Source organism: Gordonibacter sp. 28C (genome assembly GCF_003339845.1).
Taxonomy (GTDB): domain Bacteria; phylum Actinomycetota; class Coriobacteriia; order Coriobacteriales; family Eggerthellaceae; genus Gordonibacter.
This window is the reverse complement of sequence record NZ_PPTR01000013.1, coordinates 54,334-72,497: the sequence shown is the minus strand read 5'-3', so window position 1 is coordinate 72,497 and position 18,164 is coordinate 54,334. Positions and strand designations below refer to the sequence as shown.

Here is an 18,164-nt window from a genome sequence, read left to right as displayed (position 1 = left end):
ACGCCGCATCGAAAGATGCCCTATAATCGAACAGTGAACCGAACCTGGAGGGAGGGGCGCGCGCATGGGCATGGGGAAGTCCTCGCTGGCGGAGCTGCGGAACGACTTCGCAGACGTGACGGGTTTGTCCGCGAAGCGGGCGGACGGCTCCGATTCGCTGCCCCTGCTGGGCTTCTCCTTCTATTGGGCTTGGGTGCTGTCCCTGCTCATCCTGGACAGAAGCGCCCCTTCGTCCCTGCAGGTTCTGGGGAGCCTGCCCGTCTCGGTGAGCGAGTACGCGATACGGGGGATGACGCTTGCGGCCATCTTCCTCTTCGCGCGCGGCAAGAGCCCTCGTTGGACGGTCGCCACGGCAACGCGGGCGGCGCCGTGGACGGGGCTGCTGGGCGTCGCGCTGCTGGGCTTGGGAAGCGTGCTCCCCGGCGAGGCGGCCTCCTTGGCGTCGGCGGCGGCTTGGCTGCCCATCGGCATAGCCGACGGGTTGCTGCTGGTCGGATGGCTCGACCTGTACTGCATCGCCGGGATGAGGCGCGCCGTGGCGGCGCTTTGCCTCTCCGCGCTGATCGCCGTCGCCCTGCTGCTGCTCGTGAGCTTTCTTTACCAGCCGGCGGCGCTCGCGGTGATCGCCTTGCTCCCCTTGGCGTGCGGCCTTTCCCTGAAGGGCGCGCAAACCCGCTGCTCGTCCGCCGAAAAGGCCGCCCTCGACGACGTCGTCCCCTTGCCGAAGCAGCGCCCTGCGAGCCTCGTTCGTATCACGGCCGCCATAGCCTTCTTCGGGGTCGCGTTCGGGGCCATGCAGGCCATCACGTTCGGCAACCATGAAACAGCAGTCCCCATCTGGTACAACGTGGCGGGCCTCGTCCTGGGGACCGTTTTCGCCTATGCCGCGAGCATCGCGCCTGCGGCATCGCGGACCGGCATCATCTACCGCATAGCGCTGCCTCTGACCGCCTGCGGGCTTCTGGCGGCCCCCTTGCTCGGCAACAACCTCGCCGTGGCGAACAGCTTGGTCATTGCCGGGTTCTACCTGTTCGACCTCGCGTCGATCACGCTTTTGATGCGCGTCTCGATGCTGTACCGCTTCCCGTCCACCAGCGCGTTCTCAATCGGTCGATGCGCGAACGCCTTGGGGATATTCGTCGGATGGGTTGTCGGATGGCTGCTGTCGGAGGCCGTGTCGTTCGACAGCACGGCCCTCTCGGCCTTCAACTCGCTGCTGCTGCTCGTGCTCATCGTGTCGTGCGGGTCGCTCTTCGCCGTCAAAGACGAGGACGCCGAAGAGGGCGAGCAGGTTGAGGAGCGCCCGTCGGAAAACGGCGGGAGCCCCGCTCCGGAAGCGCCGACCCCCGGACGGTGGAAGCGGCAGAGCGACTTCATCGCGGCGAAGTACGGGCTTTCCCAACGCGAGAAGGAGGTTTTCAGCCTGCTTGCACGGGGCCGCAACGTCGAATACATTTCGACCGTGTTCGTGATCTCGCCGCACACCTCGAAGACCCACATCCACAACGTGTACAAGAAGCTCGGCATACATTCCCAGCAAGACCTTATAAGCATGGTCGAAAAAGCCGCCGCCGAGCTAAAAACCCTTTAGGCGAAACGCACTCCGTCCTGATGCGCCACTGGCGGGGTCTTTCCCCTTGCCCGAAAGCATGATCGAGCTCGCCATCGGGATGGACCACCGCAGCAAGGGGCACGAAAGGCAGCGATCGGCCTCCGCGTTCCGCCACCAACAGCAGGAGCCCCGCCGACATCGCCGACGGGGCTCCTTTTGCGTTGCGGGTCGTGGGGCGCGCCTACTTCTTCAGAAACGAGAAGTCGAAGGCGCCCTTGATGTCGTCGAACGCCTCCTTGAGCTCGGCCGCCACGGCGATGCCGTCCTTGTAGATGGCGTTCATGTCGTTCGTGGCCTCGGCCACGCCCTCCTTGGTTATGCCCAGGTCGTACGGGTTGTCGTCGTCCGCTTCCCCGTCGTCTTCGTCGTCGTCCTCGACGTAGAGGTACTCGGCCTCCTCGCCGTCCTCCATCAGCACGAAGCCGATGCGGTTGCCGTCGTCGTCCTCCAGGTAGCGCACGATGTCGTCCTCGTCCAGCTCCAGCTCCACCAGCTCGTAGCCGTCCTCGTTGTCGGACGGCTCCACCACCGTCATGTCCCCGATTTCGTCGGACAGCTCGTCGCCGTCGTAGCCGTCGATGCGGCCCTCCTCGCCCAGCTCGGCCTCAGCGTCGCCGGCGTCGCCGCCCACGATGTGGAAACCCTCTTCGGACAAGTCGATACCCGTCGAGCGCTCCACCGCCGCGGCCAGGCCGCCGTCGTCGCCCGAAAGCGACGTCTCGCCCTCGCCGTCCGGGCCCTCTTCGGCGAAGAAGCCCTCGTAGGCTTCCTCCAGGTCGGACTCCTCGGACTGCGGGTCGAACTCCTCGTCGTCTTGGAACTCTTCGAGGTCTTCGATCTCGGTTTCCTCGTCGATCTGCTCGGCCTCCGTCTCGGCTCCGTCCTCCATGCTTTCAAGCTCTTCGTCCAAGCCCATAGAAGGCCTCCTTCGAGTCGGGCGCCGCCGGGGCGGCGCGAATTCACGTATCAGCGGCTGCGCTCTTTGAGCGCGCGCTCTATCTCGCGGCGGGAGTCGCGCTCGGCCATGCTGGCGCGCTTGTCGTGCAGCTTCTTGCCGCGCGCCACGCCCAGCTCGACCTTCACGAGCGAGTTCTCCTTGAAGTACATCTTGATGGGCACGAGCGCCATGCCCTTCTCCTTCACCTGCTCCTGCAAGAAGCGGATCTGCCGTTTGTGCAGCAGCAGCTTGCGCTTGCGGTCCGGGTCGGGGTTGGCGATGTTGCCGTTCGCGTACGGAGGTATGTGCACGTTGTGCAGCCACACCTCGCCGCCCCGGATGATGGCGAAGCAGTCGGTGAGCTGGCAGTGGTTCTCGCGCAGCGAGCGCACCTCGGTGCCCGTGAGCTCTATGCCGGCCTCGTAGGTTTCCAGGATGTCGTACTCGTGGAAGGCCTTCTTGTTCTTGGCGATGGTGGAGGCTTCGCGTTTCATGGCGCCTACTCCGCGCCCGTCTCGTCGAACTGCGCCCGCATGGACGGCTCGTCGTCGGCGGGTTCGTCCTCGCTCTCGAACAGGGTCGCGCCCGCCCCGGCCATGCCCGGCACGAAGCACGCGTCCTCGTCCAGGTCGCGCGCGAAACGCGCGATGAGCTTCACCGTGGCCTCCAAATCGTCCAGGCACACCACCTCGGTGGGCGTGTGCATGTAGCGCAGCGCCACGGACACGAGGCCCGTGGGGATGCCGCCGCGGGCCATCTGGATGGCGCGCGCGTCGGTGCCCGTCACGCCGGGCTCGGCCTCCACCTGGTACGGCAGCCCCTCGGCCTCGGCCGCGGCAACCAGGCGCTCGAACACCTCGGGGTTGATGTTGGGGCCGCGCGCGATGACGGGACCCCCGCCGCATACGATGTCGCCGTGCTTCGTCTTGTCGATGCCCGGGTAGTCCGTGGCGTGCGTCACGTCGAACGCGATCCCCACGTCGGGGAACACGGAGTACGCGCTCGTCTCGGCGCCCCGCGTGCCTATCTCCTCCTGCACCGTGGCGGCGCAGACGAAGTCGCCGGCCGGGCGCTCGCCGCGCGCCAGCTCCTCCAGCACGCGCACGGCCACCCATACGCCGGCCTTGTCGTCGAACGCGCGCGACACGGCCATGCCCTCGCCGAAGCGCTCGAAGCCCACGCCGAACGTGATGACGTCGCCCACGCGCACGAGCTTCTTCACCTTTTTAGCGGGCAGTCCGAGGTCGATGACCAGCTTGTCGAGCGGGGTGACCTTCTTGCGCTCGTCGGGCTCGATGAGGTGGATGGGCTTGCGGCCCACCACGCCGCGCAGCGGCTCCACCGACTCCGAGGCGTGCACGTCGACGCGCATGCCGGGCAGCACGGCCGCGTCTACGCCGCCCACGGACGCCACCGAGAGGAACCCCTCGTCGGAGATGTAGGTGACCATGAGGCCGATCTCGTCCATATGGGCGGACAGCATGAGCGAGGGGCCCGCCCCGGCGCCCTTCAGGGTGGCGTGCACCGAGCCCATGACGTTCGTCTCCACCTCGTCGGCAGAATCGGCCAGCCGCTCGCGCACGAGCCGGGCGACGGCGATCTCCGTGCCGGTGGCCGAGGGCGTCTCGAGCAGTTTCTTGAGGAATTTCACCTGCTTTTTCTTCATGGTGCTCCCTGTTGGTTCACGCGCGTCGCCCACGGCCGCGCGGGAGCCGAAGGGCCCGCCGCGCGCCGGGCGGCGCGCTTCCGTTGATGTGGGCCCCATTATAGCGCCTCGCGCTGGTGGAACGGGCGTCTTTCGCGCAGACGACGCGCGGCCGTCACCGGCCCATCACGAAACGGGAAGGGCCTCCTACCACCACTCCTTCTTCTTCGCGCGGGCGCGCTGCTTCTTCGGGGGGCGGAAATCCAGCTCCAGCTGACCGTCCTGGTGGGCCTCCGAGGCCTTCTTGCGCTCGACGCGGTCGACCGTCCACGACACGGCGTCCTTGCCGTACAGCTCGAGCATCCTCAAACGGGCGTCGCGGAGGTTGTTCTTCGAGCCCGCGCGGGCGTCGCTCTCGAATTCGAACAGCCCCGTGGCGCGTGCGTCGGAGGCGGCTGGCGAGCGGTAGTGGGCGATGTAGGTCTGCATGTCCTTCCTTCACGGTCGAGCGGCGTTTTCGGGCGATCATGGCATCATAGCACGACATGCCGCCGAATCTCCCGCCGACGGCGAGCGCCGCATCGCCGCAGCGGCGGTCACGAGAGCGCTACGGCCCCGCAACGGCCCCGCAACCGCTGGGCGGACGCGTGCGAAGCGCCCGTACAATGGCTGAAAACGAGCGAAACGTAAGGTGGACCGCATGGACAACCCGAGCAACCGTCTGATCATCGTATCGAACCGCCTCCCCTACCGCATCGAGCCCGACGAGCGGGAGGGTTTCGCCTTCACGCGCACGGTGGGCGGCCTCGTGGCGGGACTGGAGCCGCTGCACGAGCAAAAGGGCAACGTGTGGCTGGGCTGGGCCGACGAGCCCGCTGGCCTCGATGAGGCCGGGCGCGCGCGGTTCGAGCGGGCCCTGGCCGAGCGCTCCTGCGCGCCCGTGCGCCTGGACGAGCGCGACGCGGAGCTGTACTACGAGGGCTTCTCGAACTCCGCGCTGTGGCCCCTGTTCCACGGATTCCCCCAGCACACCCGCTTCGACGAAGAGGCCTGGGAGGCCTACGTGCGCGTGAACGAGCGGTTCCGCGACGCGGTGCTCGAGCTGGCGCAGCCCGGCGACACGGTGTGGGTGCACGACTACCATCTCATGCTGCTGCCATCGCTTCTGCGCGAGGCGCTGCCCGACGCCTCCATCGGCTTCTTCCTGCACATCCCCTTCCCCGACTACGAGACGTTCCGCATGCTGCCGTGGCGGCGCGAGCTCGTGCGCGGCGTGCTGGGAGCCGACCTCGTGGGCTTCCACGCCTACGACTACGTGCGGCACTTCCTTTCCAGCTGCCGCCGCATCGTGGGCGTGGAGAACGAGAGCGGCACGCTGTTCGCGGACGGCCGGCTCGTGCGGGCCGACGCCTTCCCGCTGGGCATCGACTACGAGCGGTACCGCGCGGCCGCGCGCAAGCCCGAGGTGCGCCGGCTCGTGTCGGCGTTCGCCGAGGAGAAGGGACACGAGGGCTGCAAGGTCATGCTGTCGGTGGAGCGGCTGGACTACTCCAAGGGCATCCCCGAGCGGCTGCTGGCCTACGACGCGTTCCTCGACCGCTACCCCGCCTGGCGCGGACGCGTGGTGCTGGTGCTGGTGACGGTGCCCTCGCGCGAGAACGTGGCGTCGTACGCCGCGCTGAAGAAGCAGGTCGACGAGCTGGTGGGCCTGGTGAACGGCAAGCACTCCACCATGGACTGGACGCCCGTGGACTACTACTACCGCTCGCTGCCGTTCGACCGCCTGGTTAGCCTGTACGCCGCGAGCGACGTCATGCTGGTCACGCCGCTGCGCGACGGCATGAACCTGGTGTGCAAGGAGTACCTGGCCTGCCACGACGGGGGCGGCGGCGCGCTCGTGCTGTCGGAGATGGCCGGCGCGTCCTACGAGCTGCACGAGGCCCTCACCGTGAACCCCTTCGACCTGGAAGGCGTGGTGGACGCCATGCGCCGGGCGCTGGAGATGCCGCCCGACGAGCAGCGCCGCCGCAACGCCCCCATGCAGGAGCGCCTGGCGCGCTACACCTCCCAGAAGTGGGCGCGGGAGTTCCTGGACGCGGCCGACGAGGTGAAGCGCCGCCAGGCGGGCCTGAGCGCGCACCTGCTGGGCCCCACGTCGGCGCGCAGGCTGCTCGCGTCGTTCAAGACGGCGCGCAGGCGGGTGCTGCTGCTGGACTACGACGGCACCCTCATGCCCCTCTCCGACGACCCGGCGCGCGTGGCTCCCGACGAGCGTCTGCGCGAGCTGCTGCAGCGGCTGGGCTCGAACCCGCGCACCGACGTTGCCGTGGTGTCGGGCCGCGACCGCGCCACGCTGGAGGCGTGGCTGGGCGACCTGCCTGTCGACCTGGTGGCCGAGCACGGGGTGTGGTTCCGCGGTCGCCGCGAGCGCGCGTGGATGCTGGAGGAGCCGTTGAACGCCGAATGGAAGGACGCGGTGCGACCGGTGCTGGCGGACTTCGTCGACCGCACGCCGGGGTCCCTGCTGGAAGAGAAGGACTATTCGCTCGTGTGGCACTACCGCATGTGCAGCAAGGAGCTGGCGGAGCGGCGCGTGGTGGAGGTGAAGAACGCCCTGGGCGACGGCTTGGAGGACCGCGGCATCGCGCTCATGGACGGCAACAAGGTGGTGGAGGTGAAGCCGCGCGGCGTGGACAAGGGCCATGCCGCGCACCGGTGGTTCCGCGACCCCTCCTACGGCTTCGTGCTGGCCGCAGGCGACGACCGGACCGACGAGGACGTGTTCGAGGCCGCGCCCGCCTCGGCGTGGACCGTGAAGATAGGCGACGGCCCCACCCGGGCGCGGTTCGCCCTGAAGAACACCGGCGAGATGCGCGAGCTCTTGGAGGCGCTGGCCGTCGCGTGCGCCGAGGAGCCCGCTGCCGCCGCCCTCCCGGCCGCCGCGGGCCGAAGCGCGTCGCGTCCGGCCGCGCCGGCTCCGTCGCGCGACCGGACGCTCGCGCGGGCATAGCCCGCAGGCGGGCCGCGCGGCTAGAACAAGGGCGACTCGAACCGCACGGTGCCGGCGTCCTCGGCGGGCGCCGAGCCGCCCTGCGAGCCCTCCGCCGTTGCGGCGGGCTCGCCCGCCGGAGCTTCCTCGCCCAGCAAGAACGCCATGATGCGGTCCAGCAGCTCGGCCAGCCCGTCGGGCGCGAGCGTGCGCGCGAGGCCGCTCTCCGACAGGTTCGCGAACCCGGCGTCCTGGCGATGGCGCACGGCGTCGAGCACGAACGCCTTGCGGCGGTTCCCTCCGTCGCGCACCACCACGACGGTGCGCGCAGTGAGCTCGGCGTACAGCTGCGGCCCCACGCCGAGCTTCCGCTCGTACCATTCGGGGACGTTGCGCACGCCCTGGTCGGCGAAGAACTCCCGGATCTCCCCGCAACCGGCCAGCGGGTACGGCGGCAGCTCGTAGCCGGCGCGGCGGCCGTACTCGTAGATGTAGCGCGAGGCGTCGCCCACCTGGACACGGTCACCCAAAAGAAGCGACAGCGCCTCCAGCACGTCGCGCGGGCGCAGACGCGCGCGCTCCGCGCGGATCAGGCGCGCGAGGCGCCCCGCCAGGTCGGGCGCCTCGGCCGTCAAGCCGGCACCTCCGACAGAGCCTCGGGCACGCGCGGGGAGACGAGGCCGTTGCGGTCGGCGATGGGAGGCGATGCGAGCACGGGACGGCCTTTCTACGAGGGATGCGGGCGGGTTCCAGACGATCCATGATACCACGCGGCGGCCGTGCGGCCACGGCCGGCCGCCCGCCGTACGGCGGGCGCGGCGGCGCGGCCGGACGCAAAACGGGGATCGGCCCCGGGAGGTTCCCGGGGCCGATCCCCTTGCCGGCAGCCGAAGCGGCCCGGTATGCCCGGCGAACTACTTGCTCGTGTACACGATGCCGTCCTTCGACTTCTCCCAGGCGGGCAGCTCGAACACGCGGAAGCCCTCGGAGCGCAGGCGCTCCACCTCGCCGTCGACTTCCTCGCCGAACGTCAGCGCCGCGTTGGGGCAGTTGTAGACGCAGTACGGAAGGGACCCCTCCTTGATGCGGGACGGGCACTTCGTGCAGCTTTCCGACCACACGGGCATCCACGACATGTGCAGGTCGGGCCACGTCCCCGCCGGACGGTCGATGCCCTCTCCGCTTCCCAGCGTGCGCACCGTTTGCCAGAACACCTTGTCGTCAAGGTCGTTTCCCACCTTGCAGGCCAGCGAGCAGGTCCAGCAGCCCGTGCAGCGCTGCAGGTTCACCAGAATCCTCGAATCAGCCACGACGGGCCTCCTTTTCCTCCGGGGCCTTGCGCAGGTTGCACGCGCAGTCCCAAATGGTGTCCCAAGCGCCTGCCATGCCCCCGATGCCGCCCGTCGCGAAGCCCGGCCGGATGCCGCCCTGCCCCTCGACGTGGCTCCACCACAGATCGGCGCGCTCGTCGATGGTCTCGCGGCCGCCCAGGGGCACGATGAGCTCCGAGTACATGCCGTCCTCGAACGCCTCGCGGCGCCATCCGAACCACACCTGCAGCGTTCCGGGAGGTATCGCCTGGTCCAGGCGCATGGTGCACGTCACGTGGCCGCGCTGGTTGTATATCTCCACCCGGTCGCCGTCGCGGATGCCCTCTTTCCGGGCGTCGAGCGGGTTGATGCGCGACGTGGGCTTGCCGCCCGACAGCTCGGCCATGACCGGATCGTCGGTGAACATCGACTGCATGAAGAAGCGCTGGCGGCCGCTGAAGAACTGGTAGGGATGCTCGTCGCTCTTCCCCGCCGCCAGCGAGGCCGCGGTGGGAACCTCCAGCGGCTCGCGGTAGGAGGCCAGCTGCGCGCCCACCGGCACGAGCCGCTCGCTGTAGAACTCGAGGCGCGCCGAGGGCGTGTTGAACTCCATGCCGAAGAACGGGTCCCACGCCACGGGGGGCGTGGCCGCGCGCACCATCTTCTCGGCCTTGAGGCGCTCGATGTCCAGGTGGGGCTCGATGTTCGCGATGAGGGGCCACTGCGACTGGAGCCTGACGTCGATCCACTCGTCGGCGGTCTTGTCGAAGTACTCGCCCAGGCCCACGCGCTTCGCCAGCTCGCTGTAGAGGAACGTGGGGTCCTTCGCCTCGCCGACGGGCTCGATGGCGGGCTCCTGCAAGACCACGTGGTTGTACGACGCGCTGGCGATGAGCTCCTCGCGCTCGAACGGCATGCAGTCGGGCAGGACGTAGTCGGCGTACTCGCCGGTGTCGGTCATCCAGATGTCGATGTCCACGATGAGGTCGAGTTTCGGGAACACCTCGTCGATCCAACGGCCGCGGTTCGGGCAGTTGTGCACCGGGTTGCCCGCCACGATCCAGAGCGCCTTGATGGGGTACGGCTCGCCGCTCTCCACCTGCTCGTAGAAGTCGCACTGGCGGATGGCCTTGCCCTTGTACCCCTCGGGCCCCAGCGGCATCGCGATGGCGGAGTCGTTGAAGATGAGGGGCCAGCCGGACGGCAGCATCTCCGACGTCACGCCCGCGCCCGGCTTGCCCAGGTTGCCCGTGAGCATCCCCAGCAGGTAGAACGCCCGGTAGCTTTCGCCCTGGTTCTGGTAGCGCAGGCCGAGGGCGCCCAGGATGTAAGCGGGATCGGCGGCCGCGTACTCGTCGGCGAGCCGCTCCGCGTCGGCCGCGGGAACGCCGGTGATCTTCTCCTGGTATTCCGGAGTGTAGAGTGAAAGGTGCTCGCGCAGCACGGAGAACGCCGTCCGGCAGGCCGTGCCGCCGATCTCGTGGGAGCCTTCCAGCTCCATGCGGTCGCACGCTATCTGCTTGACGCCCGGGGCCACGGCCACGGGAGCCTGCGCGGCGGCGTCCCAAACCAGGTAGCTGCCCTCGTCGTCGCGCATGAGCATCCCGTCGTCGTCGCGCACGAGGAACGGGGCGACGGTGTGCTCGAGCAGGAACGCCTCGTCGCAGCGCCCGCCCTCGACGATGAGGTGCGCCATGCACAAGGCGAGCGCCGGGTCGCTGCCGGGCTTGACCGGAATGAACCAGTCGGCGTAGCCGGCCGTCGCGTCGAACAGCAATCCCACGTCGACGATCTTCGCGCCCCGGCTCTTCGCCTCCACGATGTGCTTCGCCAGCCGATGCTGGTTCTCCATCGGGTTGGCACCCCACACGATCAGGTACTTCGAGGAATCGAAGTTGACCGGGTCGGTGGTCATGTACTTGTAGAAGTCGCCCATGTCGTAGTACGCGGCGTAGAAGGGCCCGTTGTCCAGCCCGTACCCCTCGATGGGGTCGCTTCCGCCCCAAAGCCCCAGGAACCGCGAGGCCAGCAGGCACCCCAGGCCCTGCGACGGCGGCACGCTGGCCGTGACGTTCCACATAGCGAACGACTCGGGGCCGAACTCGTCGCGCAAATCGAGCATCTTCGCGGCGATCTCGTCCAGGGCCTTATCCCAGCTGATCTGCTGCCACTTTCCCTCGCCGCGCTCGCCTGCGCGCTTGAGCGGGTGCGTCAGCCGCTTCGGGTTGTACGGCTGCCGCCCGGCCATGATGCCCTTCTGGCAGATATGGCCCTCGCACGCCTCCGGTCCGGTGTAGCATGCCTTCTCCGTTCGCACGATCCTGCCGTCCTTCACGACGGTTTTGATCGCGCAGAACTCGTGGTCGCCCCAACCGGGGCACGCCGTGTAGACGAATGACTCCTCCGCCATAGCCGATCTCCTCTCTCGCCGGGAACCTCCTCGCTTCATCCTATGGAGGCCCGAAGCCCGAAGCAAGCAACGGTTGTTTCGCGCATGGAACGACCCCTGCAACTTGTTCAACCGTTGAACAAACCGTTGCCCGGCATCGCGAAAACAGACCGCCGGTTCGGCTGGATGCGCGTATTATGGAAAGAGGATCCGCTGCGACGGCCCAACGCTGAGTGGGAGGCTTTTTACATGGAAGCGACCGCACGCGACACCCGGCTCGACTACGTGGTCGACACGTTCAGCCATGCAAGCTATCTCTCGATGGCCGTGCTGAACGCGCGCCTTCTCGAACGGGCCATCCTCTCCAACGACGTCACGCCCACCCAGTACCGCATCCTCATCCGCCTGGTGTACCAAGGGGGGTCGCTGAGGATAGGCGAGCTCGCCGAGATGCTGGACCTGGGCGCCAGCACCGTCACCGCCTCGGTGTCGCAGCTCGTGGAGATGGGCGAGGCCATCCGCGTGAAGAGCACCGCCGACCAGAGGAACGTGCACGTCATCCTCACGAGCGCCGGGCAGCGCCGCGCGGCCCAGGTGGACGCGGCCATCCGGCCGCTGCTCGAGACCATGCGAAACCGGTTCCCCCTGGACCTGCGCCGCTACGCCTCCGTCAGCACCCTGATGGTGGCCGACGAGCGCTCCCTTTTCGGCGCGCACGCGATGCCGGCGAACGTGAACACCGCGCTGTGCGACGAGATACTGTTCACGGCGAACCTCGCGTCGCACATCACGCGCGATGAGGGGCTGTCCTTGAACGAGTATCGGCTGCTGCTCGGCCTGCTCGACCACACCGAGGGCGCGCACCCCTGCCAGATGACGCGCGAGCTGAACATGATGGCCAACTCCCTTGCGATGGCGCAGGGCGAGCTGGCCCGGCGGCAGCTCATCGCCTGCCATCGCGACGCTGTCGACAAGCGGTCGGTGCTCATGGAGATCACGAGCGACGGGTACGCCACGCTCGACCGCACCGCGCGCGCCATGCGCGAGGGGCTGACCACGCTCATACGGCCCGGACTCACCCATGAGGACCTCGTCAAGCACCAGCGGCTCGCCGAGGGTTTTCTGGCGGCGGGAGGATCGGGGGCGCCGCAAAATTCCGCGGCAACGCTCTAGGATGCGAGACGGAGGTCGGCGCTACCCCTTTTCGTCGAGCCGTTTGCTCACGCCCTCGTCATCGGCGTCTGGCCGCAGCGCGGCGAGGGCTTCCGCGAATCCCTCCGCGCGGGCGCGGGCCAGCAGGTCGTCTTTCGCGCCGCGCGACAGGCGCTTGAAACGGAACTCGGCGCTCATGGCCTCGTGCTTCGTGGCGAAACGGGCTTGGGCGACCACCTTTACGGGCGTGCGGCCGCGCGTGTACTTCGCCCCCTTGCCGGCGTTGTGCGTGCGCACCCGCTGTTCCACGTCGTTCGTGTAGCCCGTGTAGAGCGTGCCGTCGGCGCAGGCCAGCACGTACACGAAGTAGGCGGGCGGCTCGTCGGAGTTCGGTTCCGCGGAAGCTTCGCGGCACGCGTCCCGAACCGACACGGCCTCGTCGCCCGCAGAGGGCTCCGCGTTCGGGTCGACGGGCTTTTCGGCTTTCACGCCCATTTGCTCGTCACTCCCTTGCCCTCGGCGACGGCCTCGTCGCCCCAGTGCTTGAACGTATCGTACAGCGTCGTGTCGGGCTTGTAGCGTTTGACCTGGGCGTAGCCGTCGCGCACGAGGATGGCGTTGAGCATCTTGCCCGCGATCTCGCTTTCGCTCGCCGGGTCGCTCGGCCGTTCGAGCCACACGTAGCGCAGCAGGCGCCCGTACTGGTCGGTGTCGGACACGTCGCGCGAGAGCCACACTGTCTGCCCCGGCGCGACGAGCGATTTCGTGTAGTTGGCCGCGATGACGCCCTCCTCGCAGTTGCGCGACTCTTCCTCCGCGACGCTCTCCGGCGTGTCCATGCCGACGAGCCGCACCCGCTCTTCGGAGCCGTCAGCCGTTTTCACCTTGAGCGTGTCCCCGTCGACCACCCGCACGACCTCGGCCTGCTCGAGCGCCGCGTCCGACGCGGTCGCCTGCGCGCCGCGGTCCGCAGATGTTCCGTTCGCGTCGCCGGCACCGGTAGTCCCCCACCACCCGAGGGAAGCCGCTGCGAGCAGCGCGACGGCCAACAGCAGCGCAACCAGCGGGCGCTTTCGCACCAGCCGCTTGAACGCGCGCTCCGCCTGCTGCTGTTCCGATGCCACGACTTTCCCTCCCTCGACCTGCTCGCGAGCATGCATTATAGCCCAAAGACAAAAGGCGAGCGTCCGGCTCCACCCTCGGTTGAGCCGGCGCTCGCGCCCGAGGCTCAGCTTGGCCGCCCCGCGTCCCGCGGCGTCCCATCCCGGATTCGGCCTTTCACCTCCCCCGTCACATCCGTCTCCGCTTTCATCTGCATGGTTGCCTCCGCCTTTCCGTTCACCTTCGCGCTTGCCCTTCATTTCTCGGACCGTTCCCTTCTCCTCCACGTGGCAATTGTGCGAAGCCGGGCGCACCGCCCTCGACAGCCGCGCGTTTCCCGGCGAGAATGGCCCCATCGGCCCATGGGCGCCCGACGGCGCAATCCTTTCGAAGGAGCTCGGCATGATCAACAACTTCTGCAAGAAGCCTCTCTGGAAATGCTCGCAAACGCTCGCCGCTGTGGCGCAGGGACGGCAACCCGCCGACACGGTTATCCGGGGCGCGCGGCTCGTGAACGTGTGCACGGCCGAGGTCCAGGGGGACATGGACGTGGCCATCGCCGATGGGCGGATCGCCTACATCGGCGACGCCGACCACTGCATCGGCGAGGACACGCAGGTCATCGAGGCGAACGGCCAGTGCATCGCGCCCGGGTTCCTGGACGGGCACATCCATGTGGAGTCGTCGATGATGGGCGCGGGCGAGTACGCGCGCGCCGTCGTGCCGCACGGGACCACGGGCATCTACTGGGACCCCCACGAGATATGCAACGTGCTGGGCCTCGAGGGCGTGAAGGTGATGGAAGAGGACGCCCGGCGCACGCCGCTCAAGGCCATGATAACCACCCCGTCGTGCGTGCCGGCCGTACCCGGCTTCGAGGACACGGGGTCGTTCGTGGGACCGAAGGACGTGGCCGAGACGATGGCGTGGCCGAGCGTGGTGGGGCTGGGCGAGATGATGAACTTCCCCGGCATCCTGGGCGGAACCGACCACGCGCACGGCGAGGTTGCCGAGACGTTGCGGGCCGGCAAGGTGGTGACCGGCCACTACTCCCTGCCGGAGACCGACCGGGGCCTGAACGCCTACGTCGCCTCCGGCGTGCGCTGCTGCCACGAGTCCACGCGCGCCGAGGACGCGCTGGCGAAGATGCGCCTGGGGATGTACGCGCAGCTGCGCTACGGGTCGGCGTGGAAGGACCTGCCCGTGTTGGCCGAGGCCGTGCTGGCGCACGACATCGACACGCGTTTCGCGATGCTGGTGAGCGACGACACGCACCCGCACACGCTCGTGGCCGACGGGCACCTGGACCACATCGTGCGCACGGCCGTGGAGCTGGGGATCGACGCGATCACGGCCATCCAGATGGTCACCATCAACTGCGCGCAGTGCTTCCAGATGGACCACGACCTGGGCTCCATCGCGCCCGGCAAGTGCGCCGACATCGTGTTCCTGGACGACTTGGAGAGCCTGCAGGTCACGCGCGTGCTGGTAGACGGCGAGATCGTGGCCGAGGACGGGCGGGCCACGTTCGACCTTCCGCCGTTCCAGTTCCCCGCATGGGTGACGCACTCCATGCACCTCGGGCGCGACATCGTGCCGGAGTCGTTCGCCGTCGATGCGCCCGAGGGTGCCGGAGACGTCGTGCGCGTGCGCACGATCGAGATCATCCCCGGCAAAGTGGGCACGTTCGAGACGCACGTCGACTTGCCCGTGACGAATGGCCGCCTTGAGTCCGACATCGAACAGGACGTGCTCAAGACGTTCGTGTTCGAACGGCACCACGAGACGGGCACGTTCGGTTGCGGGTTCGTCAAGGGCTTCGGCATCAAACGCGGCGCCATGGCGTCCACCGTGGCGCACGACGCGCACAACCTACTGGTGGTTGGCACGAACGACGAGGATATGGCCTTGGCCGCCAACACGCTGGCCGCCTGCGGAGGCGGCATGGCGGTCGTCGCCGACGGCGAGGTGCTGGGACTGGTGGAGCTGCCGATAGCCGGCCTGATGGACGCGCTGCCCGCCGAGGAGATGAGCGAGAAGGTGCACGCCCTTGAGGGCGCCTGGACCGAGATCGGCTGCGCCATGCCGTCGCCGTTCATGACGATGGCCCTGATCCCGTTGGCCTGCCTACCCGAACTGAGGTTGACGAACCGGGGATTGGTAGACTGCACGACGTTCGAGTTCGTGCCGCTGGTGGTGGGATAGTAAAGGATACGACAGGGCTGCCCGTGTCAGAGGGCGGCCCAGTTTGCTTTCGAGTCGATGTCATTTGTTATCTCAACCGCACTCTCTGCCATGATGGGGAGATTACTTTGACCATGCTCTCGTACTGAAGTTCTTTGTCCGGCGCATGACCACATCCCAGCCTCAGGCCGAATCGCACAACACTATAGATGAACTGACTTAGTTTTCATAACGCAGCATTCCCTGTTCGTTATGAAGACGAAGACCCGTATGGGTCATCTATAAAGCGGGCGAAAGATCGTACCGCATGTTAGCCAAAGCAAGAGAAAGCGAAATCTGCGTATATGGGCGACTCTGCTCCGCAGAGCACCACATATGAACTCAAGTCGCTTCAATCGGAGAGTATTCAGCTCTTGCCGCATTAAGGAGCTTCTCCAGGGTCAATCCCGGAAAACTTAGCTCACGCGCTCACAGTTTTATATTTGCGATTAAATCAATCATCATTGATAATAGCAGTAGATAATTGTCTCTGGATGGGATGGCGCATGGACGAGTACTCATGTCTTCAAAAAATGGATGCAGAACCCACATCGCTCTCTAAAGAGGCGCAGTGGAGAAAAAAGCCCGCCGAGGAGCTCTCTATCTTCAAAAAGGATATTGAGAAATTTAAGGATAGTGGCTTTTATATTGCACGAGAAATGACGCGAAAATGCATTGTCAAGAGAGAATGGGCTCATCATAATCAGCTTGTGAATCGGGTTTGGCTTCTTTTTTATAAATTGGGCTATTGCGAGCTGGGTGCAGATTTCGATTTCAATACCAGTTCAAAAAAGGCGGATGACAAGTCCTTTTTTTACCATATAGACGTAATAGCAAAAGACGACGAAACCGTAGTTGTGTCCAAGTGCGTGTCTTCCGATATCCTTTCCAGAGCAAGTCTTACGAAAGAAATCGATGATTTCACTTGCTCAAAGAACCAGATATCAAAAGCCATCAACGAACATTACGCAAACCAAGGCAACAAATTAAAGATCATATGGATAATCATAACCCAAAATATCATCTGGACTTCTTTAGACAAGCAATATGCAGCAAAGAACAGGATTCAAGTCGTAACCGAAAAGGAGCTTCGTTACTATCTGCAAGTCGCAGAGCACTTAAAATCTGCAGCTAGATATCAGGTGCTCGCAGAGTTTTTGAAAGATCAGAAGATACCTGCACTCGAAAACGTAAAGGTTCCCGCAATCAGAGGGAAACTCGGAGGCCATTCTTACTATTCTTTTGTTTCAACACCGCAGCAATTACTTAAAATATCTTTTGTCAACCACAGGTCACTTAACGACCCGGAAGGTGCTCCTTCCTATCAAAGACTAATTAACAAAACGAGACTCGGACAGATATCAAAATTTATCAAAAACGGAGGTTACTTCCCTACTAATATTTTAATCAATTTCACAAGAAAGTGTAGATTTGAGCGCATCAGCCATGATGAAAATGCTGATATCACCTTTGGAAATTTATATCTACCGAGCCAATACCGCTCAGCATGGATCATAGATGGGCAGCATAGACTGTACGGATACGCGCCGTTGGACGAGGATCATTTAAAACAAAATGTAATGGTTGTGGCATTCGAAGAACTCGATAAAACTGAGGAAGCAAATCTTTTTGTAACCATCAACCATGAGCAAAAATCAGTTTCGAAAACCCTCCTTGATGAACTCGAGGGAGAACTAAGGTGGGGGTCAGACAAACCAAATGAACGCATTGGCGCAATAGGTTCGCGATTGATAAAGCTTTTAAACGAGGATCTTGGAGAACCACTCTACAGGAAAGTGACTCAGCAGGGAATCCCACCAGCCGATGAAACCTGCCTCACTATCCCGGAATTGAAAAATGGGTTAAAAAAATCAGGGCTCATCGGAACCATAGGCTGCAATAAAGAGTATCTCAGAGGACCTCTTTCAGGCGAAAACGATTCTGAAACACTTCAACGCGCTCGTGAAGCTATTAATAGTTATCTCGACTTTGTCAAAAGTTCAAATCCTATACTTTGGGACATGGGACGCAAAGGAATTATATGCACAAACATAAGCATTCAAGGGTATTTGATGCTTTTTGGTGCACTTTTAACCTTCAAACAGCTTGAAGCTGAAACGGATATGCAAAAGCAAAATCCACTTGATATCGTTCTGGGCATACTCGATTATCTCTCCCCTATTAGAAAATGGCTTTCGTCGGCTACTGTAGAAACGATGGTTGACGAATTCAAAGTTCAATTCGGCTCCGGAGGGCCAAAAGAATACTATTTTCGACTTTGTCAAATAATTAATAGTGAATACCCCGAATTCCAACCAGATGGGTATGCAAAATGGCTCAATGAACGTTCTGTTGAGCGCATTGAAAAAGCTGATAGACAAATTAAAGAGCTGCATATCGCTGTTCAAAAAACCATATTTGATCAGCTTAAAAAGATTCATGGCGACGATTATTGGCGCCATGGAGTTCAAGACAAAACCATCATGAGCAAAGCTTACGCGAAATCTCTAGAGGAAGACGAGGAACATCTTCCTCTAGAGAACTATCTCGAATTTATCGAATACAAAAAGATTGTCGAGCGTAAAGACAATTGGCCGATATTCAAATCTGTATTTGATATCCCAGAACCAAACGAAAAAGGAAAGGCAAAAAATTTGAAATGGATGGAGAGGATTAACGAGCTAAGGCGAATACAAGCGCATCCGACTGAAAATCGGAGCTACAAGATGGAAGACTACGAATATCTTGATTATGTATTTCAAGAATTTATAAATCGTATCCATGCAAACAGCAGCGAAAGCTAGAC

14 protein-coding genes are annotated in these 18,164 nt (G+C 64.3%); 5 read left to right on the top strand and 9 right to left on the bottom strand.

Annotation, left to right across the window (positions count from 1 at the left end; all coding sequences use genetic code 11):
• Positions 1–64: 64 nt before the first annotated feature.
• A complete protein-coding gene (locus C1878_RS13825) occupies positions 65–1,591 on the top strand; it encodes a helix-turn-helix transcriptional regulator (protein WP_114602195.1) in 1,527 nt (508 codons plus the stop codon).
• 202 nt (positions 1,592–1,793) lie between these two features.
• Here C1878_RS13825 and C1878_RS13820 read toward each other — a convergent pair whose 3' ends face one another.
• The 4 genes from C1878_RS13820 to C1878_RS13805 all read right to left on the bottom strand — a co-directional run bounded on the left by C1878_RS13820 (position 1,794) and on the right by C1878_RS13805 (position 4,683).
• Positions 1,794–2,528 (bottom strand): hypothetical protein, encoded by a 735-nt coding sequence (locus C1878_RS13820; RefSeq protein WP_114602194.1) that lies wholly within the window; start codon positions 2,526–2,528, stop codon positions 1,794–1,796.
• Between the two features lie 50 nt (positions 2,529–2,578).
• Positions 2,579–3,043, bottom strand: coding sequence for an SsrA-binding protein SmpB (gene smpB / locus C1878_RS13815; RefSeq protein ID WP_114602193.1), 465 nt, complete (start codon positions 3,041–3,043; stop codon positions 2,579–2,581).
• A gap of 5 nt (positions 3,044–3,048) precedes the next feature.
• Positions 3,049–4,215 (bottom strand): M42 family metallopeptidase, encoded by a 1,167-nt coding sequence (locus tag C1878_RS13810; RefSeq protein ID WP_114602192.1) that lies wholly within the window; start codon positions 4,213–4,215, stop codon positions 3,049–3,051.
• A 186-nt stretch (positions 4,216–4,401) separates the two neighbouring features.
• A complete protein-coding gene (locus C1878_RS13805) occupies positions 4,402–4,683 on the bottom strand; it encodes a hypothetical protein (RefSeq protein ID WP_114602191.1) in 282 nt (93 codons plus the stop codon).
• A 211-nt stretch (positions 4,684–4,894) separates the two neighbouring features.
• Here C1878_RS13805 and C1878_RS13800 point away from each other — a divergent pair, with 211 nt between their 5' ends.
• Positions 4,895–7,204, top strand: a complete 2,310-nt coding sequence (locus C1878_RS13800) for a bifunctional alpha,alpha-trehalose-phosphate synthase (UDP-forming)/trehalose-phosphatase (RefSeq protein WP_114602229.1) — start codon at positions 4,895–4,897, stop codon at positions 7,202–7,204.
• Positions 7,205–7,224: 20 nt separating this feature from the next.
• On the opposite strand, the gene C1878_RS13795 is transcribed toward C1878_RS13800, so the two are convergent.
• The 3 genes from C1878_RS13795 to C1878_RS13785 form a co-directional block, all read right to left on the bottom strand.
• Positions 7,225–7,818: a hypothetical protein gene (locus C1878_RS13795; RefSeq protein ID WP_199519355.1), complete on the bottom strand. Its 594-nt coding sequence runs from the start codon at positions 7,816–7,818 to the stop codon at positions 7,225–7,227.
• 279 nt (positions 7,819–8,097) lie between these two features.
• Positions 8,098–8,493 (bottom strand): hypothetical protein, encoded by a 396-nt coding sequence (locus C1878_RS13790; protein WP_114602190.1) that lies wholly within the window; start codon positions 8,491–8,493, stop codon positions 8,098–8,100.
• Positions 8,486–10,903 (bottom strand): molybdopterin-dependent oxidoreductase, encoded by a 2,418-nt coding sequence (locus C1878_RS13785; protein ID WP_158539821.1) that lies wholly within the window; start codon positions 10,901–10,903, stop codon positions 8,486–8,488. The genes C1878_RS13790 and C1878_RS13785 overlap by 8 nt, the downstream gene beginning before the upstream one ends.
• Positions 10,904–11,131: 228 nt before the next feature.
• Here C1878_RS13785 and C1878_RS13780 point away from each other — a divergent pair, with 228 nt between their 5' ends.
• Positions 11,132–12,055 carry a MarR family transcriptional regulator gene (locus C1878_RS13780; protein WP_158539820.1) on the top strand — a complete coding sequence of 308 codons (924 nt, stop codon included), beginning with the start codon at positions 11,132–11,134 and terminating at the stop codon, positions 12,053–12,055.
• Positions 12,056–12,076: 21 nt separating this feature from the next.
• On the opposite strand, the gene C1878_RS13775 is transcribed toward C1878_RS13780, so the two are convergent.
• Positions 12,077–12,523 carry a GIY-YIG nuclease family protein gene (locus tag C1878_RS13775; protein WP_241963755.1) on the bottom strand — a complete coding sequence of 149 codons (447 nt, stop codon included), beginning with the start codon at positions 12,521–12,523 and terminating at the stop codon, positions 12,077–12,079.
• Positions 12,520–13,158 (bottom strand): thermonuclease family protein, encoded by a 639-nt coding sequence (locus C1878_RS16630; RefSeq protein ID WP_158539819.1) that lies wholly within the window; start codon positions 13,156–13,158, stop codon positions 12,520–12,522. Before C1878_RS16630 ends, C1878_RS13775 begins: the two co-directional genes overlap by 4 nt.
• A gap of 379 nt (positions 13,159–13,537) precedes the next feature.
• Between C1878_RS16630 and ade the strand changes: the two genes are divergently transcribed.
• Together ade and C1878_RS13760 are read left to right on the top strand one after the other, a co-directional pair.
• Positions 13,538–15,340 (top strand): adenine deaminase, encoded by a 1,803-nt coding sequence (ade, locus tag C1878_RS13765; RefSeq protein WP_114602185.1) that lies wholly within the window; start codon positions 13,538–13,540, stop codon positions 15,338–15,340.
• 524 nt (positions 15,341–15,864) lie between these two features.
• Entirely contained in the window at positions 15,865–18,162 is a 2,298-nt protein-coding gene (locus tag C1878_RS13760; RefSeq protein ID WP_158539818.1) for a DGQHR domain-containing protein, read from the top strand.
• Positions 18,163–18,164: the final 2 nt, after the last annotated feature.